The sequence below is a fragment of the Burkholderia cepacia genome (genome assembly GCF_001718835.1).
Classification (GTDB): domain Bacteria; phylum Pseudomonadota; class Gammaproteobacteria; order Burkholderiales; family Burkholderiaceae; genus Burkholderia; species Burkholderia cepacia_F.
Window position 1 is genome coordinate 1,103,130 of record NZ_CP013443.1, and the last position, 16,038, is coordinate 1,119,167.

General features: G+C 64.6%; 15 protein-coding genes and 1 other RNA gene. 12 read left to right on the top strand and 4 right to left on the bottom strand.

Translation table 11 applies throughout. The features are described from left to right. Positions 1-108 precede the first annotated feature (108 nt). Both WT26_RS08490 and WT26_RS08495 read left to right on the top strand, forming a co-directional pair. Positions 109-378 (top strand): hypothetical protein, encoded by a 270-nt coding sequence (locus WT26_RS08490; RefSeq protein WP_069272607.1) that lies wholly within the window; start codon positions 109-111, stop codon positions 376-378. 302 nt (positions 379-680) lie between these two features. Further along, positions 681-1,034 (top strand): DUF4148 domain-containing protein, encoded by a 354-nt coding sequence (locus WT26_RS08495; RefSeq protein WP_069272608.1) that lies wholly within the window; start codon positions 681-683, stop codon positions 1,032-1,034. A 298-nt stretch (positions 1,035-1,332) separates the two neighbouring features. Here WT26_RS08495 and ssrA read toward each other — a convergent pair. The 4 genes from ssrA to ompA form a co-directional block, all read right to left on the bottom strand. Next, positions 1,333-1,702, bottom strand: a transfer-messenger RNA (tmRNA) gene (gene ssrA / locus WT26_RS08500). 17 nt (positions 1,703-1,719) lie between these two features. Further along, on the bottom strand, positions 1,720-2,436 hold the full coding sequence (locus WT26_RS08505; protein WP_069272609.1) for an HAD family hydrolase: 717 nt from the start codon (positions 2,434-2,436) through the stop codon (positions 1,720-1,722). 16 nt (positions 2,437-2,452) lie between these two features. Continuing rightward, positions 2,453-3,151: a bifunctional 2-polyprenyl-6-hydroxyphenol methylase/3-demethylubiquinol 3-O-methyltransferase UbiG gene (gene ubiG, locus WT26_RS08510; RefSeq protein WP_069272610.1), complete on the bottom strand. Its 699-nt coding sequence runs from the start codon at positions 3,149-3,151 to the stop codon at positions 2,453-2,455. A gap of 153 nt (positions 3,152-3,304) precedes the next feature. Continuing rightward, complete coding sequence (ompA, locus tag WT26_RS08515) at positions 3,305-3,973, bottom strand: outer membrane protein OmpA (protein WP_021157465.1); 669 nt, start codon at positions 3,971-3,973, stop codon at positions 3,305-3,307. A 534-nt stretch (positions 3,974-4,507) separates the two neighbouring features. Between ompA and gyrA the strand changes: the two genes are divergently transcribed. The 10 genes from gyrA (at position 4,508) to WT26_RS08565 (ending at position 15,986) form a co-directional block, all read left to right on the top strand. Further along, positions 4,508-7,111 carry a DNA gyrase subunit A gene (gene gyrA, locus WT26_RS08520; protein ID WP_059529648.1) on the top strand — a complete coding sequence of 868 codons (2,604 nt, stop codon included), beginning with the start codon at positions 4,508-4,510 and terminating at the stop codon, positions 7,109-7,111. Between the two features lie 83 nt (positions 7,112-7,194). Beyond that, positions 7,195-7,794, top strand: coding sequence for a DUF2059 domain-containing protein (locus WT26_RS08525; protein WP_021157463.1), 600 nt, complete (start codon positions 7,195-7,197; stop codon positions 7,792-7,794). 154 nt (positions 7,795-7,948) lie between these two features. Next, positions 7,949-9,031, top strand: a complete 1,083-nt coding sequence (gene serC, locus WT26_RS08530) for a 3-phosphoserine/phosphohydroxythreonine transaminase (protein ID WP_027788065.1) — start codon at positions 7,949-7,951, stop codon at positions 9,029-9,031. A 33-nt stretch (positions 9,032-9,064) separates the two neighbouring features. Next, positions 9,065-10,147 (top strand): prephenate dehydratase, encoded by a 1,083-nt coding sequence (pheA, locus tag WT26_RS08535; protein ID WP_069272611.1) that lies wholly within the window; start codon positions 9,065-9,067, stop codon positions 10,145-10,147. 180 nt (positions 10,148-10,327) lie between these two features. Further along, positions 10,328-11,254, top strand: a complete 927-nt coding sequence (locus WT26_RS08540) for a prephenate dehydrogenase (RefSeq protein ID WP_059529651.1) — start codon at positions 10,328-10,330, stop codon at positions 11,252-11,254. Positions 11,255-11,267: 13 nt separating this feature from the next. Further along, positions 11,268-12,572 (top strand): 3-phosphoshikimate 1-carboxyvinyltransferase, encoded by a 1,305-nt coding sequence (gene aroA, locus WT26_RS08545; protein ID WP_069272612.1) that lies wholly within the window; start codon positions 11,268-11,270, stop codon positions 12,570-12,572. A gap of 13 nt (positions 12,573-12,585) precedes the next feature. Further along, positions 12,586-13,272, top strand: a complete 687-nt coding sequence (cmk, locus tag WT26_RS08550) for a (d)CMP kinase (RefSeq protein ID WP_048249628.1) — start codon at positions 12,586-12,588, stop codon at positions 13,270-13,272. Positions 13,273-13,414: 142 nt separating this feature from the next. Continuing rightward, positions 13,415-15,127 (top strand): 30S ribosomal protein S1, encoded by a 1,713-nt coding sequence (gene rpsA, locus WT26_RS08555; RefSeq protein WP_027788061.1) that lies wholly within the window; start codon positions 13,415-13,417, stop codon positions 15,125-15,127. Positions 15,128-15,149: 22 nt separating this feature from the next. Beyond that, complete coding sequence (locus tag WT26_RS08560; protein WP_006486894.1) at positions 15,150-15,473, top strand: integration host factor subunit beta; 324 nt, start codon at positions 15,150-15,152, stop codon at positions 15,471-15,473. 219 nt (positions 15,474-15,692) lie between these two features. Continuing rightward, positions 15,693-15,986 carry a lipopolysaccharide assembly protein LapA domain-containing protein gene (locus tag WT26_RS08565; RefSeq protein WP_021157458.1) on the top strand — a complete coding sequence of 98 codons (294 nt, stop codon included), beginning with the start codon at positions 15,693-15,695 and terminating at the stop codon, positions 15,984-15,986. Positions 15,987-16,038 lie beyond the last annotated feature (52 nt).

Genomic DNA, 16,038 nt, shown 5'->3' on the forward strand with positions numbered 1-16,038 from the left:
ACGGTAACGGGGCCGCGCGAGAGCGGCTCTGCAGCGGCTGCGGATTTGCGCTACGCTTCCCGCTTGACCAACGTTCCAACAAGCACGCCGTTCAAGCGTCATCCCGCCATGAAATTTTCCGTTCCCCTCGCCGCGGCAGCGTTGACCGCGGGGCTGCTGATTGCTGTTTCGCCGTTTGCGCTCGCGCAGAATTCCCCCGGTGTGCCCGGCGGTATCCTGAGCGAACAGTTTCGTCTGAACGAGCATCCGCAGATGCCGTTCGCGGCGTCGACGCCGTCGCAGAAATACCAGAGCGGCAAGAAGTCGGCCTTGCGCCGCAAGGGCGACTTGGGCGATCCGAACGGCTGCAACCTGAAGTGTCCGATGGACGGCGAATGAAGCGACGATGAGGGCGTCCGGGCGTCGCCCGACGTGGTTTCGTTCCCGGGCGTACTGACACGTTTCATTCATTGCGAGCCCCGCGAAGCATCCTGCTTCGCGGGGCTCGCGCGTTTCCGCGGTACCGGCGGCAAACGGAGCCCGCGAGAATCTGACGCTTGCGTAGTGGTTAACCCGTATTCTGGAAGTCTGTCTTCCAGAAACCTGCCTTATTCTTAAGCATCCGCCTACATAAACTTCGGGTTGTCAGCGATGAACAAGGTGTTCACCGCGAACACAGACAAATCTGGAGGTAGGTCATCATGAAGTCGCTCGTTCAAGCTGTTGTCGTTGCCGCTGCTCTCGTCGCCCCGGTCGTGTCGTTTGCCCAGTCGGGTTCGACGATCACCCGCGCGCAGGTTCGCGCCGAACTGGTTCAGTTGCAGCAGGCAGGTTACAACTCCGCTCGCGGCGAAGACCCGCATTATCCGGAAGCAATCCAGGCCGCGACCGTGCGCGTCGCCGAGCAGCAGCGCAATGCCGTCGCGCAAGCGCAAGGCGCCGACGCCAGCGGTTACGGTGCACAGGCGCAGGGTGCGTCGGCATCGGGTTCGCGTGCAATGGGCGTGCGCCCGGCCACCGCTGAAGAAATGAAGTCGCTGTATCGCGGCAGCTAAGCCGCGCGTCACCCGGGACGGCGGGCGGAGCGCCAGGTGCGACACGATCAGTCGCGCGGCGCGCCGAACGGTCGGGCCAGGGTGGGCTGTCGCCGCGTGCGCCTGTGTGAGGCGCGCGCGGGGCGGCCCGATATCCGTCACCTCCTGCCGCCGGGTTTTCCGCGGCATTCCGCCCGGCCCATCGGGGCTGGGCGCTTTTTCCGAAGGAGGGTGGCACCGTGCGCCACGGATGCGTTGCACAGGCAACAAAAACCCCGCAGGACGGTCGTCGTGCGGGGTTCGTTGCATCGCGAGAATTTGGTGGAGGCGGCGGGAATCGAACCCGCGTCCAGAAGCGCTCCACGACTAGTTCTACATGTTTAGTTCAGTCTTTTGATTTAACCGCAGCGACGCGGACGAACACGCTGCGCTACGGCGATTCGCTAGGTTTTCGACCCTGGCGTCGCGACGCCGACAGGGCTTAACTGACGTAAATGACCTCTGGCGGTATTGCTACCGGTCTTGCGACACTAGCCCGTCAGTGAACTAGGCAGAGGACGGCGGCCCTTAGGCTGCCAGTGCGAACGTATCGTCGTTTGCAGTTACGATTTTCCCATTGATTAACGAGGTGACGGGTCCTCGACATGCCCTAGCCGCTTCACAACCCCTGTCGAAACCAGGTCGCCCCCGCGGATAAGATCGATCATTATAGCCCAACATCGCGCAGCAGTTCGCGCAGTTGCTGCGTCGTGCCGACGAGATGCTGCGCTTGCCAGTCGGCCGGTGCGACGCCGTCGCCGCAGTAGCCGTACGCGGCCGCGATCGTCGCCATGCCGGCGGCGTTGCCGGCCTGAATGTCGCGCAGGTCGTCGCCGACGTAGACGATGCGTGCGGGCGCGAGTGTCAACTGGTCGGCCGCATGCAGCAGCGGCGCCGGGTGCGGCTTCGGATGCGGCGTTGTGTCGCCCCCGACGACGCACGCCGCGCGCGGGCCGAGGCCGAGCAGGCCGACGAGCGGTTCGGTCAGGCGCATCGCCTTGTTCGTGACGATCCCCCAGCGCACGCCGCGCGCATCGAGTTCGTCGAGCACGTCGCCGATGCCGGGGAACAGCGTCGTATGCACGCACAGATCCGTCGCGTAGTTGGCCAGGAACTCGTCGCGCATCGCTTCGTATCCGGGCGTGTGCGGATCGATGCCGAACGCGCCGCCGAGCAGTCCCCGCGCGCCGGCCGAGGCCAGCGGCCGCAGCACGTCGAGCGGCGTTTCGGGCAGGTCGCGCACGCGTTGCATCTTGTTGACGGCCGCCGCGAGATCGGGGGCCGTGTCGGCGAGCGTGCCGTCCAGGTCGAACAGCACCGCGTCGAAGCGCTGCAGGCCCGGTTCGTCAGGCTCGGCCCGCGTGGGCGAGAGGGAAGTCGTCATACCGGTCGAATCATTGTCACGCGCCGCGGCGGCACGCGACGAGATAGTTGATGTCGGTGTCGTTCGACAGCGCGAATCGCTTGCCGATCGGGTGATACGTGATGCCCTTGATCTCCACGATATGCAGATCCGTCGCACGCACGAAGCCGGCCAGTTCCGACGGGCGGATGAAGCGCGCGTAGTCGTGCGTGCCCTTCGGCAGCATTTGCGCGATGTATTCCGCGCCGATCACGGCGAACAGGTAGGCCTTCAGGTTGCGGTTCAGCGTCGAGAAGAACACCCAGCCACCCGGCTTCACGAGCGTCGCGCACGCGGCGACGACATCGCCGGGAGACGGCACGTGTTCGAGCATCTCCATGCATGTGACGACATCGTAGGTGCCGGGCTCGCGTTCCGCGATCGCTTCCGCGGCGATGGCTTCGTAGTCGACCGAGATGCCGCTTTCGAGGCTGTGCAGGTCGGCGACGCCGAGCGCTTCGGTCGACAGGTCGATACCTTTCACCTGTGCGCCGAGTCCGGCCATCGATTCGGACAGGATGCCGCCGCCGCAGCCGACGTCGAGTGCACGCTTGCCGGCGAGGTGCGCATGCGCATCGATCCAGCCGAGGCGGACCGGGTTCAGGTCGTGCAGCGGCTTGAATTCGGCGTTCGGATCCCACCACCGATGGGCGAGGTCGCTGAATTTCTGGAGTTCGTGCGGATCGGCGTTGGTCATGTCGGCAAACGGGCTACGAGAGGAGGGCGACGCATCGCTGCATCAAGCCCCGAGTATATAAGCGGGCGGACGGCGAGGCCAGCGAGCGCCCCGGCAGGCGTCAAAGAAAAAGCCCCGCCGGGGCGGGGCTTTGAAGCAGTCGAAAACCGCGGCTTAGTTTGCCGGAACGGTCGTCTTCTGGACTTCTTGCGTACCAACCACTTCGACTTCCACGCGGCGATCCGGTGCGAGGCAGGCGATGAGTTGCTTGCGGTTCTTCTGGTTGCAGCCCGTCGTGACCGGGTTGCGCTTGCCCTTGCCTTCCGTGTAGATCTTGTTGGCCGGCACACCCTTGCTGACCAGGTACGACTTCACGGCTTGCGCACGGCGCAGCGACAGACGGTCGTTGTACTTGTCCGAACCGATGCGGTCCGTGTAGCCCGTTGCGACGACCACTTCCGTGTTCATGCCTTCGATCTTCGAAGCCAGTTCGTCCAGCTTTTGCTTGCCCAGCGGCTTGAGCGTTGCCTTGTCGAAGTCGAACAGTGCGTCAGCTTGATACGTGATCTTCTGGCTCGAGATAGCCGGAGCGACCGGAGCGACCGGCGGCTGCGGTGCCTGGGCGACCAGTGCGCCATCGCACTTCGCGTTGGCGGTGGCCGGCGTCCAGAACGCATCGCGCCAGCAGAGCTCGTTCGTGCCGTTCATCCACACCCATTCGCCCGTGCCGTTCACCCAGTTGTCATTGACGGCTTGACGCGACGCCGGCACCGACTGTGCCGAAGCGGATGCAGCCATAACTGCGGTAGCTGCAATGAACGCGAGCTTTGAAAGTTTATTCATATTTCTCCTCTCGAAATTGAGATTACCGCAGGTTTACTGCGAGCCTGTTGACGGTGACAAGTCATACATTGCTCGAAGTATAACATTGGTGCGGCACAAAAAACGCGGCACCGCTCTGTGTAGACTTCGAGCAGCGTCTAACTTTCAGTGCGTTGGCATTTTGCCATATCGTTCCCTTCCTACGAAAAAAAATCCTCCCCACCCTAAGATCGCTTCAACTTTGTGGTGCATGCGCAACACCGGCCTGCCGTAACTTTTAGAGATTGTCAAGTGTGCGGGTGCGAATTTGCGCGCGGGTGCGGGAATGTCTGCGTGTGCATGTGAATGTCTGCGTGTACATGTGAAATGGCCGGGCGGGGTGCTTTCGGGGCGCGAACAGGCATGCGGGCGGCCGCGGCGGCTTTCGCCATTCTTATATAGAGGGGGCGGCGAATTGGCGGCTGATGGGCGCATGTTAGAATCTCGCGTTGCGTTGCGCATGCAGCGCCCACGCGAAAGGCGTTCGCCGTCTTCGCTCCGAAACGATACGGATACATGGATCAATTCGCCAAAGAGACCCTGCCCACCTCCCTAGAGGAGGAAATGCGCCGTTCGTATCTCGATTACGCGATGAGCGTGATCGTCGGACGTGCCCTCCCGGATGTCCGCGATGGCCTGAAGCCCGTGCACCGGCGCGTGTTGTTCGCGATGCACGAACTGAACAACGACTGGAACCGCGCGTACAAGAAGTCGGCGCGTATCGTCGGTGACGTGATCGGTAAGTACCATCCTCACGGCGACACCGCGGTCTACGACACGATCGTGCGGATGGCGCAGGATTTCTCGCTGCGCTACATGCTGATCGACGGGCAGGGCAACTTCGGCTCGATCGACGGCGACAATGCCGCGGCGATGCGTTACACCGAAATTCGCATGGCGAAGATCGGTCACGAGCTGCTCGCCGACATCGACAAGGAAACGGTCGATTTCGAGCCGAACTACGACGGCAACGAAATGCAGCCGTCGGTCCTGCCGTCGCGCATCCCGAACCTGCTGATCAACGGCTCGTCGGGCATCGCGGTCGGCATGGCGACCAACATCCCGCCGCACAACCTGAACGAAGTCGTCGACGCGTGCCAGCACCTGCTGGGTAACCCGGAAGCGACGATCGACGAGCTGATCGAGATCATCCCGGCCCCGGATTTCCCGACGGCCGGCATCATCTACGGCGTCGCCGGCGTGCGCGACGGCTACCGCACCGGGCGCGGTCGCGTCGTGATGCGCGCGGCCACGCACTTCGAGGAGATCGACCGCGGCCAGCGGATGGCGATCATCGTCGACGAGCTGCCGTACCAGGTGAACAAGCGCTCGCTGCTCGAGCGGATCGCCGAGCTCGTCAACGAGAAGAAGCTCGAAGGCATCTCCGACATCCGCGACGAGTCCGACAAGAGCGGCATGCGCGTCGTGATCGAGCTCAAGCGCGGCGAAGTGCCGGAAGTGGTGCTGAACAACCTGTACAAGGCGACGCAGCTCCAGGATACGTTCGGCATGAACATGGTCGCGCTGGTCGACGGCCAGCCGAAGCTGCTGAACCTGAAGGAAATCCTGCAGTGCTTCCTGTCGCATCGACGCGAAGTGCTGACGCGCCGCACGATCTACGAACTGCGCAAGGCCCGCGAACGCGGCCATGTGCTCGAAGGTCTCGCGGTCGCGCTCGCCAACATCGACGAGTTCATCGCGATCATCAAGGCCGCGCCGACGCCGCCGATCGCGAAAGCGGAGTTGATGGCGAAGCCGTGGGATTCGTCGCTCGTGCGCGAGATGCTGACGCGCGCCGAGAGCGAGAACGCGGCGGCCGGCGGCCGCTCCGCGTACCGCCCGGAAGGTCTGAACCCGGCGTTCGGCATGCAGGGCGACGGGTTGTACCGCCTGTCCGACACGCAGGCCCAGGAAATCCTGCAGATGCGTCTGCAGCGCCTGACCGGCCTCGAGCAGGACAAGATCATCGGCGAGTACCGCGAAGTGATGGCGCAGATCGCCGACCTGCTGGACATCCTCGCACGCCCCGAGCGGATCACGACGATGATCGGCGAGGAGCTGACCTCGGTGAAGGCCGAATTCGGCGACGCGCGCCGCTCGAAGATCGAGCTGAACGCGACCGAGCTGAACACCGAGGATCTGATCACGCCGCAGGACATGGTCGTCACGATGTCGCACGCGGGCTACGTGAAGTCGCAGCCGCTGTCCGAGTACCGCGCGCAGAAGCGCGGCGGTCGCGGCAAGCAGGCGACGCAGATGAAGGAAGACGACTGGATCGAGACGCTGTTCATCGCGAACACGCACGATTACATCCTGTGCTTCTCGAACCGCGGCCGCGTGTACTGGGTCAAGGTCTATGAAGTGCCGCAGGGTTCGCGCAACTCGCGCGGCCGCCCGATCGTCAACATGTTCCCGCTGCAGGAAGGCGAGAAGATCAACGTCGTGCTGCCGGTCAAGGAATTCTCGGCCGACAAGTTCATCTTCATGGCGACGTCGCTCGGCACCGTGAAGAAGACGCCGCTCGAGGCATTCAGCCGTCCGATGAAGAAGGGCATCATCGCGGTCGGCCTCGACGAGGGCGACTACCTGATCGGCGCGTCGATCACCGACGGTGCGCACGACGTGATGCTGTTCTCCGATTCCGGCAAGGCCGTGCGCTTCGACGAGAACGACGTGCGTCCGATGGGGCGCGAGGCGCGCGGCGTGCGCGGCATGCAGCTCGAGGACGGGCAGCAGGTCATCGCGATGCTGGTCGCCGGCAGCGAGGAGCAGACGGTGCTTACCGCGACCGAGAACGGCTACGGCAAGCGCACGCCGATCACCGAGTACACGCGTCACGGCCGCGGCACGAAGGGTATGATCGCGATCCAGACGTCGGAGCGTAACGGCAAGGTCGTGGCTGCAACGCTCGTCGACGCCGAAGATCAGATCATGCTGATCACGACGGCCGGCGTGTTGATTCGCACCCGTGTCTCGGAGATTCGCGAGATGGGGCGTGCCACGCAAGGTGTTACACTCATCAGTCTCGATGAGGGTACCAAGCTCTCCGGCCTGCAGCAGATCGCGGAGGCCGAGGAGGGCGATGGCGAGGCCGACGAGGCGTCGGACGGCGAAGCCTGAAGAACGGATGAGACTCTGGCCGCCGCGGGCGTGAAGCGCCGCGGCCGGCGAGCAACCATTCATATTTCCAAAAGGGAGTGATGATGCAAAAGCAATTCAAGCAACTGGTCCTGCTGGCTGCACTGGTGCCGACGTTCGCGATGGCGCAAGCGCTGTCGAATTCCGCACCGGCGCCTGCCGCGGCAGCTGCGCCGATCGACGCCGACAAGAAGGCTGCGATCAAGGATCTGCTCGACGCGATCGACGCGCCGAAGCTCGTGTCGGCAATCGGCAACAGCGCCGAAATGCAGGCCAAGCAACTCGTGCCGGCAATCCTGTCGGACGCGCTGTCGGAAAACAAGACGCTGAACGACAAGCAGAAGCAGGCTGCCGTTCCGACGCTGCAGAAGAACGCGGTGCCGAAGCTGGTCGACGGCGCAGGCAAGGTGTTCGGTACGCAACAGTTCCAGAACGACGCGATGTCGGCTCAGTACGACGCGTACGCGAAGTACTACAGCACGTCGGAGATCAAGGATCTGACGACGTTCTACAAGAGCCCGACGGGCCGCAAGTTCATCCAGGTTCAGGATCAGGTCGGTCGCGACGTGGTCAACGGCCTGATGCAGAAGTACATGCCGCAAGCGATCCAGGCAACGCGTACGCAGGCTGACAAGGAAGTCGCAGCAGTCAAGCCGGGCAAGTAAGCCGTTCGGGCACGCCACCGGCCGTTCGGCCGGGTTTGGCGGGAGCCTGACGACAGTGCGATAATGGCCGTTTGCGCGCGAGCGCAAGCGGCCATTTCTTTTCTGGCGCGTTCTGCCGGCGGCGAGCCGGTCGCGTCCCTCCGAGGTTTTCACGATGCGCGTCTTTAATTTCTCCGCCGGCCCCGCGGCGATGCCCGAGGAAGTGCTGCGGCAAGCCGCCGACGAAATGCTCGACTGGCATGGCAGCGGCATGAGCGTGATGGAGATGAGCCATCGCGGCAAGGAGTTCATGTCGATCCACGAGGCCGCGCTGACCGACCTGCGCGACCTGCTCGGCGTGCCGGCGAGCCACCGGATCCTGTTCCTGCAGGGCGGCGGGATCGCCGAAAACGCGATCGTGCCGATGAACCTGCTCGGCTCGCGCAAGACGGCCGACTTCGTCGTGACGGGCTCGTGGTCGCAGAAGTCGTTCAGCGAAGCGAAGAAATACGGCACGCCGCATCTCGCCGCAACCGGCAAGACGGAAAACGGCTTCACGCGTGCGCCCGCGCGCGCCGAATGGCAACTGTCGGACGATCCGGCCTACGTGCATCTGTGCACCAACGAAACGATCGACGGCGTCGAGACGTTCGAGATTCCCGATCTCGGCGACGTGCCGCTGGTCGCGGATGTCTCGTCGCACATCCTGTCGCGTCCGATGGACGTCGCGAAGTACGGTGTGCTGTTCGGCGGCGCGCAGAAGAACATCGGGATGGCCGGTGTGACGCTCGTGATCGTGCGCGAGGACCTGCTCGACCGCTCGCTGTCGATCTGCCCGTCCGCGTTCGAATGGAAGACCATCGCCGCGAACAACTCGCTGTACAACACGCCGCCCACCTACGCGATCTACATCGCGGGTCTGGTATTCCAGTGGCTGAAGCGGCAGGGCGGCCTCGAAGCGATCGAGGCGCGCAATATCGAAAAGGCGAAGCTGCTCTACGACACGATCGACGCGAGCAGTTTCTATCTGAACAAGGTCGAGCCGGCAGCACGTTCGCGGATGAACGTGCCGTTTTTCCTGGCCGACGAAACGCGCAATGAAGACTTCCTTGCCGGCGCAAAGGCGCGCGGGCTGCTGCAGCTGAAGGGCCACAAGTCCGTCGGCGGCATGCGGGCGTCGATCTACAACGCGGTGCCGCTCGAGGGCGTGAAAGCGCTCGTCGAGTACATGAAGGACTTCGAGCAGCGCGGCGCCTGACGGCGGCGCTGTTCAAACAGCACGGCAAAACGCATGGACGACGAACTGAATTCCCGCCTGAAACCGCTGCGCGATCGCATCGACGCGATCGATGCGCAGCTGATCGCGCTCCTGAACCAGCGCGCCGCGGTGGCGCTGGAGGTGGGCGAGGTCAAGAAGCATTTCAACGCGCCGGTGTTCCGCCCGGAGCGCGAGCTGCAGGTGATCGCGCGGCTGCAGGACATGAGCGCGGGGCCGCTCGCGAGTGAGCACATCAGCGCCATCTGGCGCGAGATCATGGCCGCGAGCCGCGCGCTCGAGCAGACGATCCACGTCGCGTTCCTCGGGCCGGTCGGCACGTACAGCGAACAGGCGATGCTCGAGTATTTCGGCCAGTCGATCGAAGGGCTGCCGTGCCCGTCGATCGACGAGGTATTCCGCTCGGTCGAGGCCGGGGCTGTCGCGTACGGCATCGCGCCGGTCGAGAATTCGACCGAAGGCGCCGTGTCGCGCACGCTCGACCTGCTGCTGCAGACGCAACTGCTGATCAGCGGTGAGCTCGCGCTGCCGATCCATCACAACCTGCTGACGCAGGGCGGCACGCTCGACGGCGTGAAGCGTGTCTGCGCGCATGCGCAGGCGCTTGCGCAATGCCAGCAGTGGCTCGCGGCGAATGCGCCGCAGCTCGAGCGGCAGGCCGTGGCGAGCAACGCGGAGGCCGCGCGTCTCGCGGCGGCCGATCCGACCGTCGCGGCGATCGCGGGCGACCGTGCGGCCGCACACTACGGATTGCAGATCGCGTTCTCGCTGATCCAGGACGATCCGCACAACCGCACGCGCTTCGTCATCGTCGGCAAGCAGCCGGCCGGGCAAAGCGGTTACGACCAGACGTCGCTGATCGTGTCGGTGAAGAACGAGCCGGGTGCCGTGTTCAAGCTGCTCGAGCCGCTCGCGCGGCACGGCGTGTCGATGACGCGCTTCGAGTCGCGCCCGGCGCGCGTCGGCACGTGGGAGTACTACTTCTACATCGATATCGAAGGGCACCGGGACGATGCGGCGGTGGCCGCCGCGCTCGCGGAACTCGGCCAGAAGGCTGCGTTCCTGAAGATACTCGGTTCGTATCCGCGCGCGCGCTGACGCGGCGCGCGTCGCGGTGGTGCCGGCGCGCATCGCGCCGGAGTGGGCAGGGCAGGCCGGTCGGCGCTGCCGAAGGCGGGGCGGACGACGTTCGGCGCATGGCGCCGGCCGCCGGTCCGCCCGGAATCTGGACTCTCGCGTAGCGCGGCATCGGCCGCCACGCGCAACTTGGCTCTTGTCGTGTCAGGCTTTGCATTCAACAAACTGGTCATTTTCGGCGTCGGCCTGATCGGCGGATCGCTGGCCCGCGCGCTGCGCGAACGCGCGCCGGGCGGTGCGGGCGAGGTCGTCGGCGTGGGCCGTTCGCGTGCGTCGGTCGAGCGCGCGCTCGCGCTCGGCGTGATCGATCGCGCGGCGGCACTCGACGATGACGTGCAATTGCGCGACGCGCTGGCCGGCGCCGATCTCGTGCTGCTGGCGGCTCCCGTTGCGCAGACGGGCCCGTTGCTCACGCGCATCGCGCCGTGGCTCGAAGAAGCGACGATCGTCACCGACGCCGGCAGTACGAAGTCCGATGTCGTCGCGGCCGCGCGCGACGCGCTCGGCGCACGCATCGCGCAGTTCGTGCCGGGGCATCCGATTGCCGGTCGCGAGTCGAGCGGCGTCGAGGCCGCGTTGCCGGATCTGTACGTCGGTCGCAACGTGGTGCTGTGCCCGCTGCCGGAGAACGCGCCCGAATCCGTCGCGCGGATCGACGCGATGTGGCGCGCGACCGGCGCCGACGTGCGCACGATGAGCACGGCGCAGCACGATCGCGTGTTTGCGTCGATCAGCCATTTGCCGCACGTGCTGTCGTTCGCGCTCGTCGAGCAGATCCTCGGCGAGGCCGACGCGGAACTCAAGTTCTCGTACGCGGCGGGCGGTTTCCGCGATTTCACGCGCATCGCGGCGTCGAGCCCGGAGATGTGGCGCGACGTGTGCGTCGCGAATCGCGCGGCGCTGCTCGACGAGCTCGACGGCTATACACGCGTGCTCACGCGACTGCGCGCGGCGATCGACGCCGGCGACGGCGCGGCGCTCGAAGCCGTGTTCACGCGTTCGCGCGCCGCGCGCAAGGCATGGCAGGAGCGCGGCGGCGCGCCCGCTGCCGAACCGGTCAAGAAATAACAGGACGATTCCCATGGACTATCTCGATCTCGGCCCGTACTCCAGCGCATCGGGCACCGTGCGCCTGCCCGGCTCGAAGAGCATTTCGAACCGCGTGCTGCTGCTCGCGGCGCTGGCCGAAGGCGAAACGACGATCACCAACCTGCTCGATTCCGACGACACGCGCGTGATGCTCGACGCACTCGGCAAGCTCGGCGTGAAGCTCGCGCGCGACGGCGATACCTGTGTCGTCACGGGCACGCGCGGCGCATTCACCGCGAAGACGGCCGACCTGTTCCTCGGCAACGCGGGCACGGCCGTGCGGCCGCTGACCGCCGCGCTCGCGGTGAACGGCGGCGACTATCGCGTGCACGGCGTGCCGCGCATGCACGAGCGGCCGATCGGCGATCTCGTCGACGGCCTGCGCCAGATCGGCGCGCAGATCGACTACGAGCTGAACGAAGGCTACCCGCCGCTGCGGATCAAGCCCGCGACGATCTCGGTCGATGCGCCGATCCGCGTGCGCGGCGACGTGTCGAGCCAGTTCCTCACGGCGCTCCTGATGACGCTGCCGCTCGTGAAGGCGAAGGACGGCCAGTCCGTCGTCGAGATCGACGGCGAGCTGATCTCGAAGCCGTACATCGACATCACGATCCGGCTGATGGAGCGCTTCGGCGTGACCGTCGAGCGCGACGGCTGGCAGCGCTTCGTCGTGCCGGCCGGGGTTCGCTACCAATCGCCGGGGCGGATCATGGTCGAGGGCGATGCGTCGTCGGCCTCGTACTTCCTTGCGGCCGGCGCGCTCGGCGGCGGGCCGCTGCGTGTCGAGGGCGTGGGGCGCGCGAGCATCCAGGGCGACGTCGGTTTCGCGAACGCGCTGATGCAGATGGGCGCGAACGTGACGATGGGCGACGACTGGATCGACGTGCGCGGCATCGGCCACGACCATGGCAAGCTCGAGCCGATCGACATGGATTTCAACCTGATCCCCGATGCGGCGATGACGATCGCGGTCGCGGCGCTGTTCGCGAACGGCACGAGCACGCTGCGCAACATCGCGAGCTGGCGCGTGAAGGAAACCGACCGTATCGCCGCGATGGCGACCGAGCTGCGCAAGGTCGGCGCGATCGTCGAGGAGGGCCCTGACTATCTCGTCGTCACGCCGCCGGAAAAGCTCACGCCGAACGCGGCGATCGACACGTACGACGATCACCGGATGGCGATGTGCTTCTCGCTCGTCAGCCTGGGCGGCGTGCCCGTGCGGATCAACGATCCGAAGTGCGTCGGCAAGACGTTCCCCGACTATTTCGACCGCTTCGCCGCGCTCGCCAAAGCCTGACCCGACTGTTCCGATGAAATCGACCCGACCCTTTCACCCGACTCCCGTCATCACGATCGACGGCCCGACTGCTTCCGGCAAGGGCACCGTCGCCGCGCTCGTCGCCGCGCATCTGGGCTTTCACCTGCTCGACAGCGGCGCGCTGTACCGCCTCGCCGCGCTCGCGAGCGTGCGCTACGGCATCGCGGCAGAGGACATCGACGCGCTGGTGAAGCTGATCGACGATCTCCACATCACGTTCCGGGAGGGCTGCGCGCAGCTCGACGGCGTCGATGTGTCGAACGACATCCGTGCCGAAGCGGTCGGCAACCGCGCATCGGCGATTGCCGTGCATGGGCCGGTGCGCACCGCGCTCGTCGCGCGTCAGCGCGCGTTCCGCAAGACGCCGGGCCTCGTTGCGGACGGGCGCGACATGGGCACCGTGATCTTCCCGGACGCCGTGTTGAAGGTGTTCCTGACGGCCAGCGCCGAGGCGCGCGCGACCAGACGGCATAAGCAATTGATGCAAAAAGGTTTTTCTGCTAATATAGATGACTTGCTCCGGGATCTTCGTGAACGTGACGCGCGCGACAGCAATCGCGCGGCCGCGCCGCTGAAGCCTGCGGCAGATGCCAGGCTGCTCGATACGTCGGCGCTTTCGGTCGATGAAGCGGTCGACCAGGTGCTGCAGTGGTACCGGGCGCTCGGCCAGCCCGCCTGAGAAGGCGGGCAGCAGTAGGTGTTCCGCGTCGCAAGCGCGGAGCGTGTTTCGAACCCTTAACCCCGTGTGGTCATCGATCTGGCCCTTTCAGCCTGCCATTCCGGCCGGCGTGGCACAGCGATCCATGCACAATCAGATTTTTATGTCCGACCTGCAAACCTCCACCCCGAATACTGAATCTTTCGCGGCTCTGTTCGAAGAGTCGCTGACCCGCCAAGACATGCGCGCCGGCGAAGTGATTTCCGCCGAAGTCGTGCGCGTCGACCACAACTTCGTGGTCGTCAATGCAGGCCTGAAGTCCGAGGCTTACATTCCGATCGAGGAATTCCTGAACGATCAGGGCGAGGTTGAGGTGCAGTCGGGCGATTTCGTGTCCGTCGCGATCGACGCACTCGAAAACGGCTACGGCGACACGATCCTGTCGCGCGACAAGGCGAAGCGCCTTGCATCGTGGCTGTCGCTGGAAAAGGCGCTCGACAACAACGAACTCGTCACCGGCACGATCACCGGCAAGGTGAAGGGCGGCATGACCGTGATGGTCAACGGCATCCGCGCGTTCCTGCCGGGTTCGCTGGTCGACACGCGTCCGGTCAAGGACACGACCCCGTACGAAGGCAAGACGCTCGAGTTCCGCGTGATCAAGCTCGATCGCAAGCGTAACAACGTCGTGCTGTCGCGTCGTGCAGTGATCGAAGCAACGCAAGGCGAAGAGCGCGCGAAGCTGCTCGAGACGCTGAAGGAAGGCGCGATCGTCAACGGCGTGGTCAAGAACATCACCGACTACGGCGCGTTCGTCGACCTCGGCGGCATCGACGGCCTGCTGCACATCACCGACATCGCATGGCGTCGTGTGCGTCACCCGAGCGAAGTCCTGTCGGTTGGCCAGGAAGTCACCGCGAAGATCCTCAAGTTCGACCAAGAGAAGAACCGCGTCTCGCTGGGCATCAAGCAACTGGGCGACGATCCGTGGGAAGGCATCTCGCGCCGTTACCCGTCGGGCACGCGCCTGTTCGGCAAGGTCACGAACATCACCGACTACGGCGCATTCGTCGAAGTGGAATCGGGCATCGAAGGCCTCGTCCACGTGTCGGAAATGGACTGGACCAACAAGAACGTTGCGCCGTCGAAGGTTGTCCAGCTGGGCGACGAAGTCGAAGTCATGGTCCTCGAGATCGACGAAGACCGTCGTCGTATCAGCCTCGGCATGAAGCAGTGCAAGCCGAATCCGTGGGATGACTTCAGCCGCAACTTCAAGAAGGGCGACAAGATCACGGGCGCAATCAAGTCGATCACCGACTTCGGCGTGTTCATCGGTCTGCCGGGCGGCATCGACGGCCTGGTCCACCTGTCGGACCTGTCGTGGAGCGAAGCCGGCGAAGAAGCCGTTCGCAAGTACAAGAAGGGCGACGAAGTCGAAGCCATCGTGCTCGGTATCGACGTCGAGAAGGAGCGTATTTCGCTCGGCATCAAGCAGCTCGAAGGCGACCCGTTCAGCAACTACGTTGCAATGAACGACAAGGGCTCGATCGTCGACGGCGTCGTGAAGACGGTCGATGCGAAGGGTGCGGTCGTCACGCTGACGGGCGACATCGAAGGCTACCTGCGCGCGTCGGAAATCTCGCAGGATCGCGTCGAAGACGCTCGCAACGTGCTGAAGGAAGGCGACAAGGTCAACGCGATGGTGATCAACATCGATCGCAAGTCGCGCGGCATCAACCTGTCGATCAAGGCGAAGGATTCGGCTGAACAACAGGAAGCGATCCGCGGCCTGCAGTCGGACACCAGCGCTGCTGCGACCGGTACGACCAACCTCGGCGCGCTGCTGAAGGCGAAGCTCGACGGCCAGAACCAGTAAGCCTCACGAGGTCTGCTGAAGTATGACCAAATCCGAGTTGGTCGCGCAGCTGGCATCGCGATTTCCGCAACTTGTCCTCAAGGATGCGGATTTCGCGGTGAAAACGATGCTCGATGCGATGTCTGACGCCCTGGCGAAAGGGCATCGTATCGAAATTCGGGGTTTCGGCAGCTTTGGCCTCAACCGTCGCCCGGCGCGCGTCGGACGCAACCCGAAGTCAGGGGAGAAAGTGCAGGTGCCCGAGAAATTCGTGCCGCACTTCAAGCCTGGCAAGGAATTGCGGGAACGCGTCGACGGCCGCGCCGGTGAGCCGCTGAAGGCTGACGATCCGGATGACGAGCGTTGAGCGTCACCCGGATTGCCCGGAACCCATCCGGCGAAGGCTGAAAAGAAAAGCGCCCCTTGCGGGCGCTTTTTTTATTTTTGCGGCACGTGTCCGATGCGCGCGGGCGCGTGCATGCAACGGATGCGCTGACGCAGAAACGCTTCCTTTACAATACGGGTCGATTCGGTGCGGCGAAGGGGAGTCGCGCGCCGCGGCAAACCTCAACAAAGAGAGGGCTTCATGAAGTTTATCGTCTGGCTGATCCGGGTATTGGTGTTCGTACTGCTGCTGGTGCTTGCGCTGGCCAATACGCAAACCGCGACGCTGAATTTCGTGGCCGGCTATTCATGGCAGGCGCCGCTGATCCTGATCGGCCTCGCGTTCTTTGCCGTGGGGCTGCTGGCTGGCTTGCTGTCCGCGTTGCCTTCGATCTTCCGCCTGCGTCTCGAGAACGGGCGCCTGAAGCGCGACCTGCGCGCGGCGCGCGAAACGCCGGCCGTCATCGACCAGCCGCCGATGCCGCCCGTCATTTAACGACCTTTCAAGCCGCGCGAAGGCTGCGCGGTTTTCGTCTCTGCTTCGATAT

Coding starts and splice junctions, on each gene's coding strand:
- WT26_RS08490 (WP_069272607.1), top strand. CDS start 109: ATGAAATTTTCCGTTCCCCTCGCCGCGGCAGCGTTGACCGCGGGGCTG.
- WT26_RS08495 (WP_069272608.1), top strand. CDS start 681: ATGAAGTCGCTCGTTCAAGCTGTTGTCGTTGCCGCTGCTCTCGTCGCC.
- WT26_RS08505 (WP_069272609.1), bottom strand. CDS start 2,436: ATGACGACTTCCCTCTCGCCCACGCGGGCCGAGCCTGACGAACCGGGC.
- ubiG (WP_069272610.1), bottom strand. CDS start 3,151: ATGACCAACGCCGATCCGCACGAACTCCAGAAATTCAGCGACCTCGCC.
- ompA (WP_021157465.1), bottom strand. CDS start 3,973: ATGAATAAACTTTCAAAGCTCGCGTTCATTGCAGCTACCGCAGTTATG.
- gyrA (WP_059529648.1), top strand. CDS start 4,508: ATGGATCAATTCGCCAAAGAGACCCTGCCCACCTCCCTAGAGGAGGAA.
- WT26_RS08525 (WP_021157463.1), top strand. CDS start 7,195: ATGCAAAAGCAATTCAAGCAACTGGTCCTGCTGGCTGCACTGGTGCCG.
- serC (WP_027788065.1), top strand. CDS start 7,949: ATGCGCGTCTTTAATTTCTCCGCCGGCCCCGCGGCGATGCCCGAGGAA.
- pheA (WP_069272611.1), top strand. CDS start 9,065: ATGGACGACGAACTGAATTCCCGCCTGAAACCGCTGCGCGATCGCATC.
- aroA (WP_069272612.1), top strand. CDS start 11,268: ATGGACTATCTCGATCTCGGCCCGTACTCCAGCGCATCGGGCACCGTG.
- cmk (WP_048249628.1), top strand. CDS start 12,586: ATGAAATCGACCCGACCCTTTCACCCGACTCCCGTCATCACGATCGAC.
- rpsA (WP_027788061.1), top strand. CDS start 13,415: ATGTCCGACCTGCAAACCTCCACCCCGAATACTGAATCTTTCGCGGCT.
- WT26_RS08560 (WP_006486894.1), top strand. CDS start 15,150: ATGACCAAATCCGAGTTGGTCGCGCAGCTGGCATCGCGATTTCCGCAA.
- WT26_RS08565 (WP_021157458.1), top strand. CDS start 15,693: ATGAAGTTTATCGTCTGGCTGATCCGGGTATTGGTGTTCGTACTGCTG.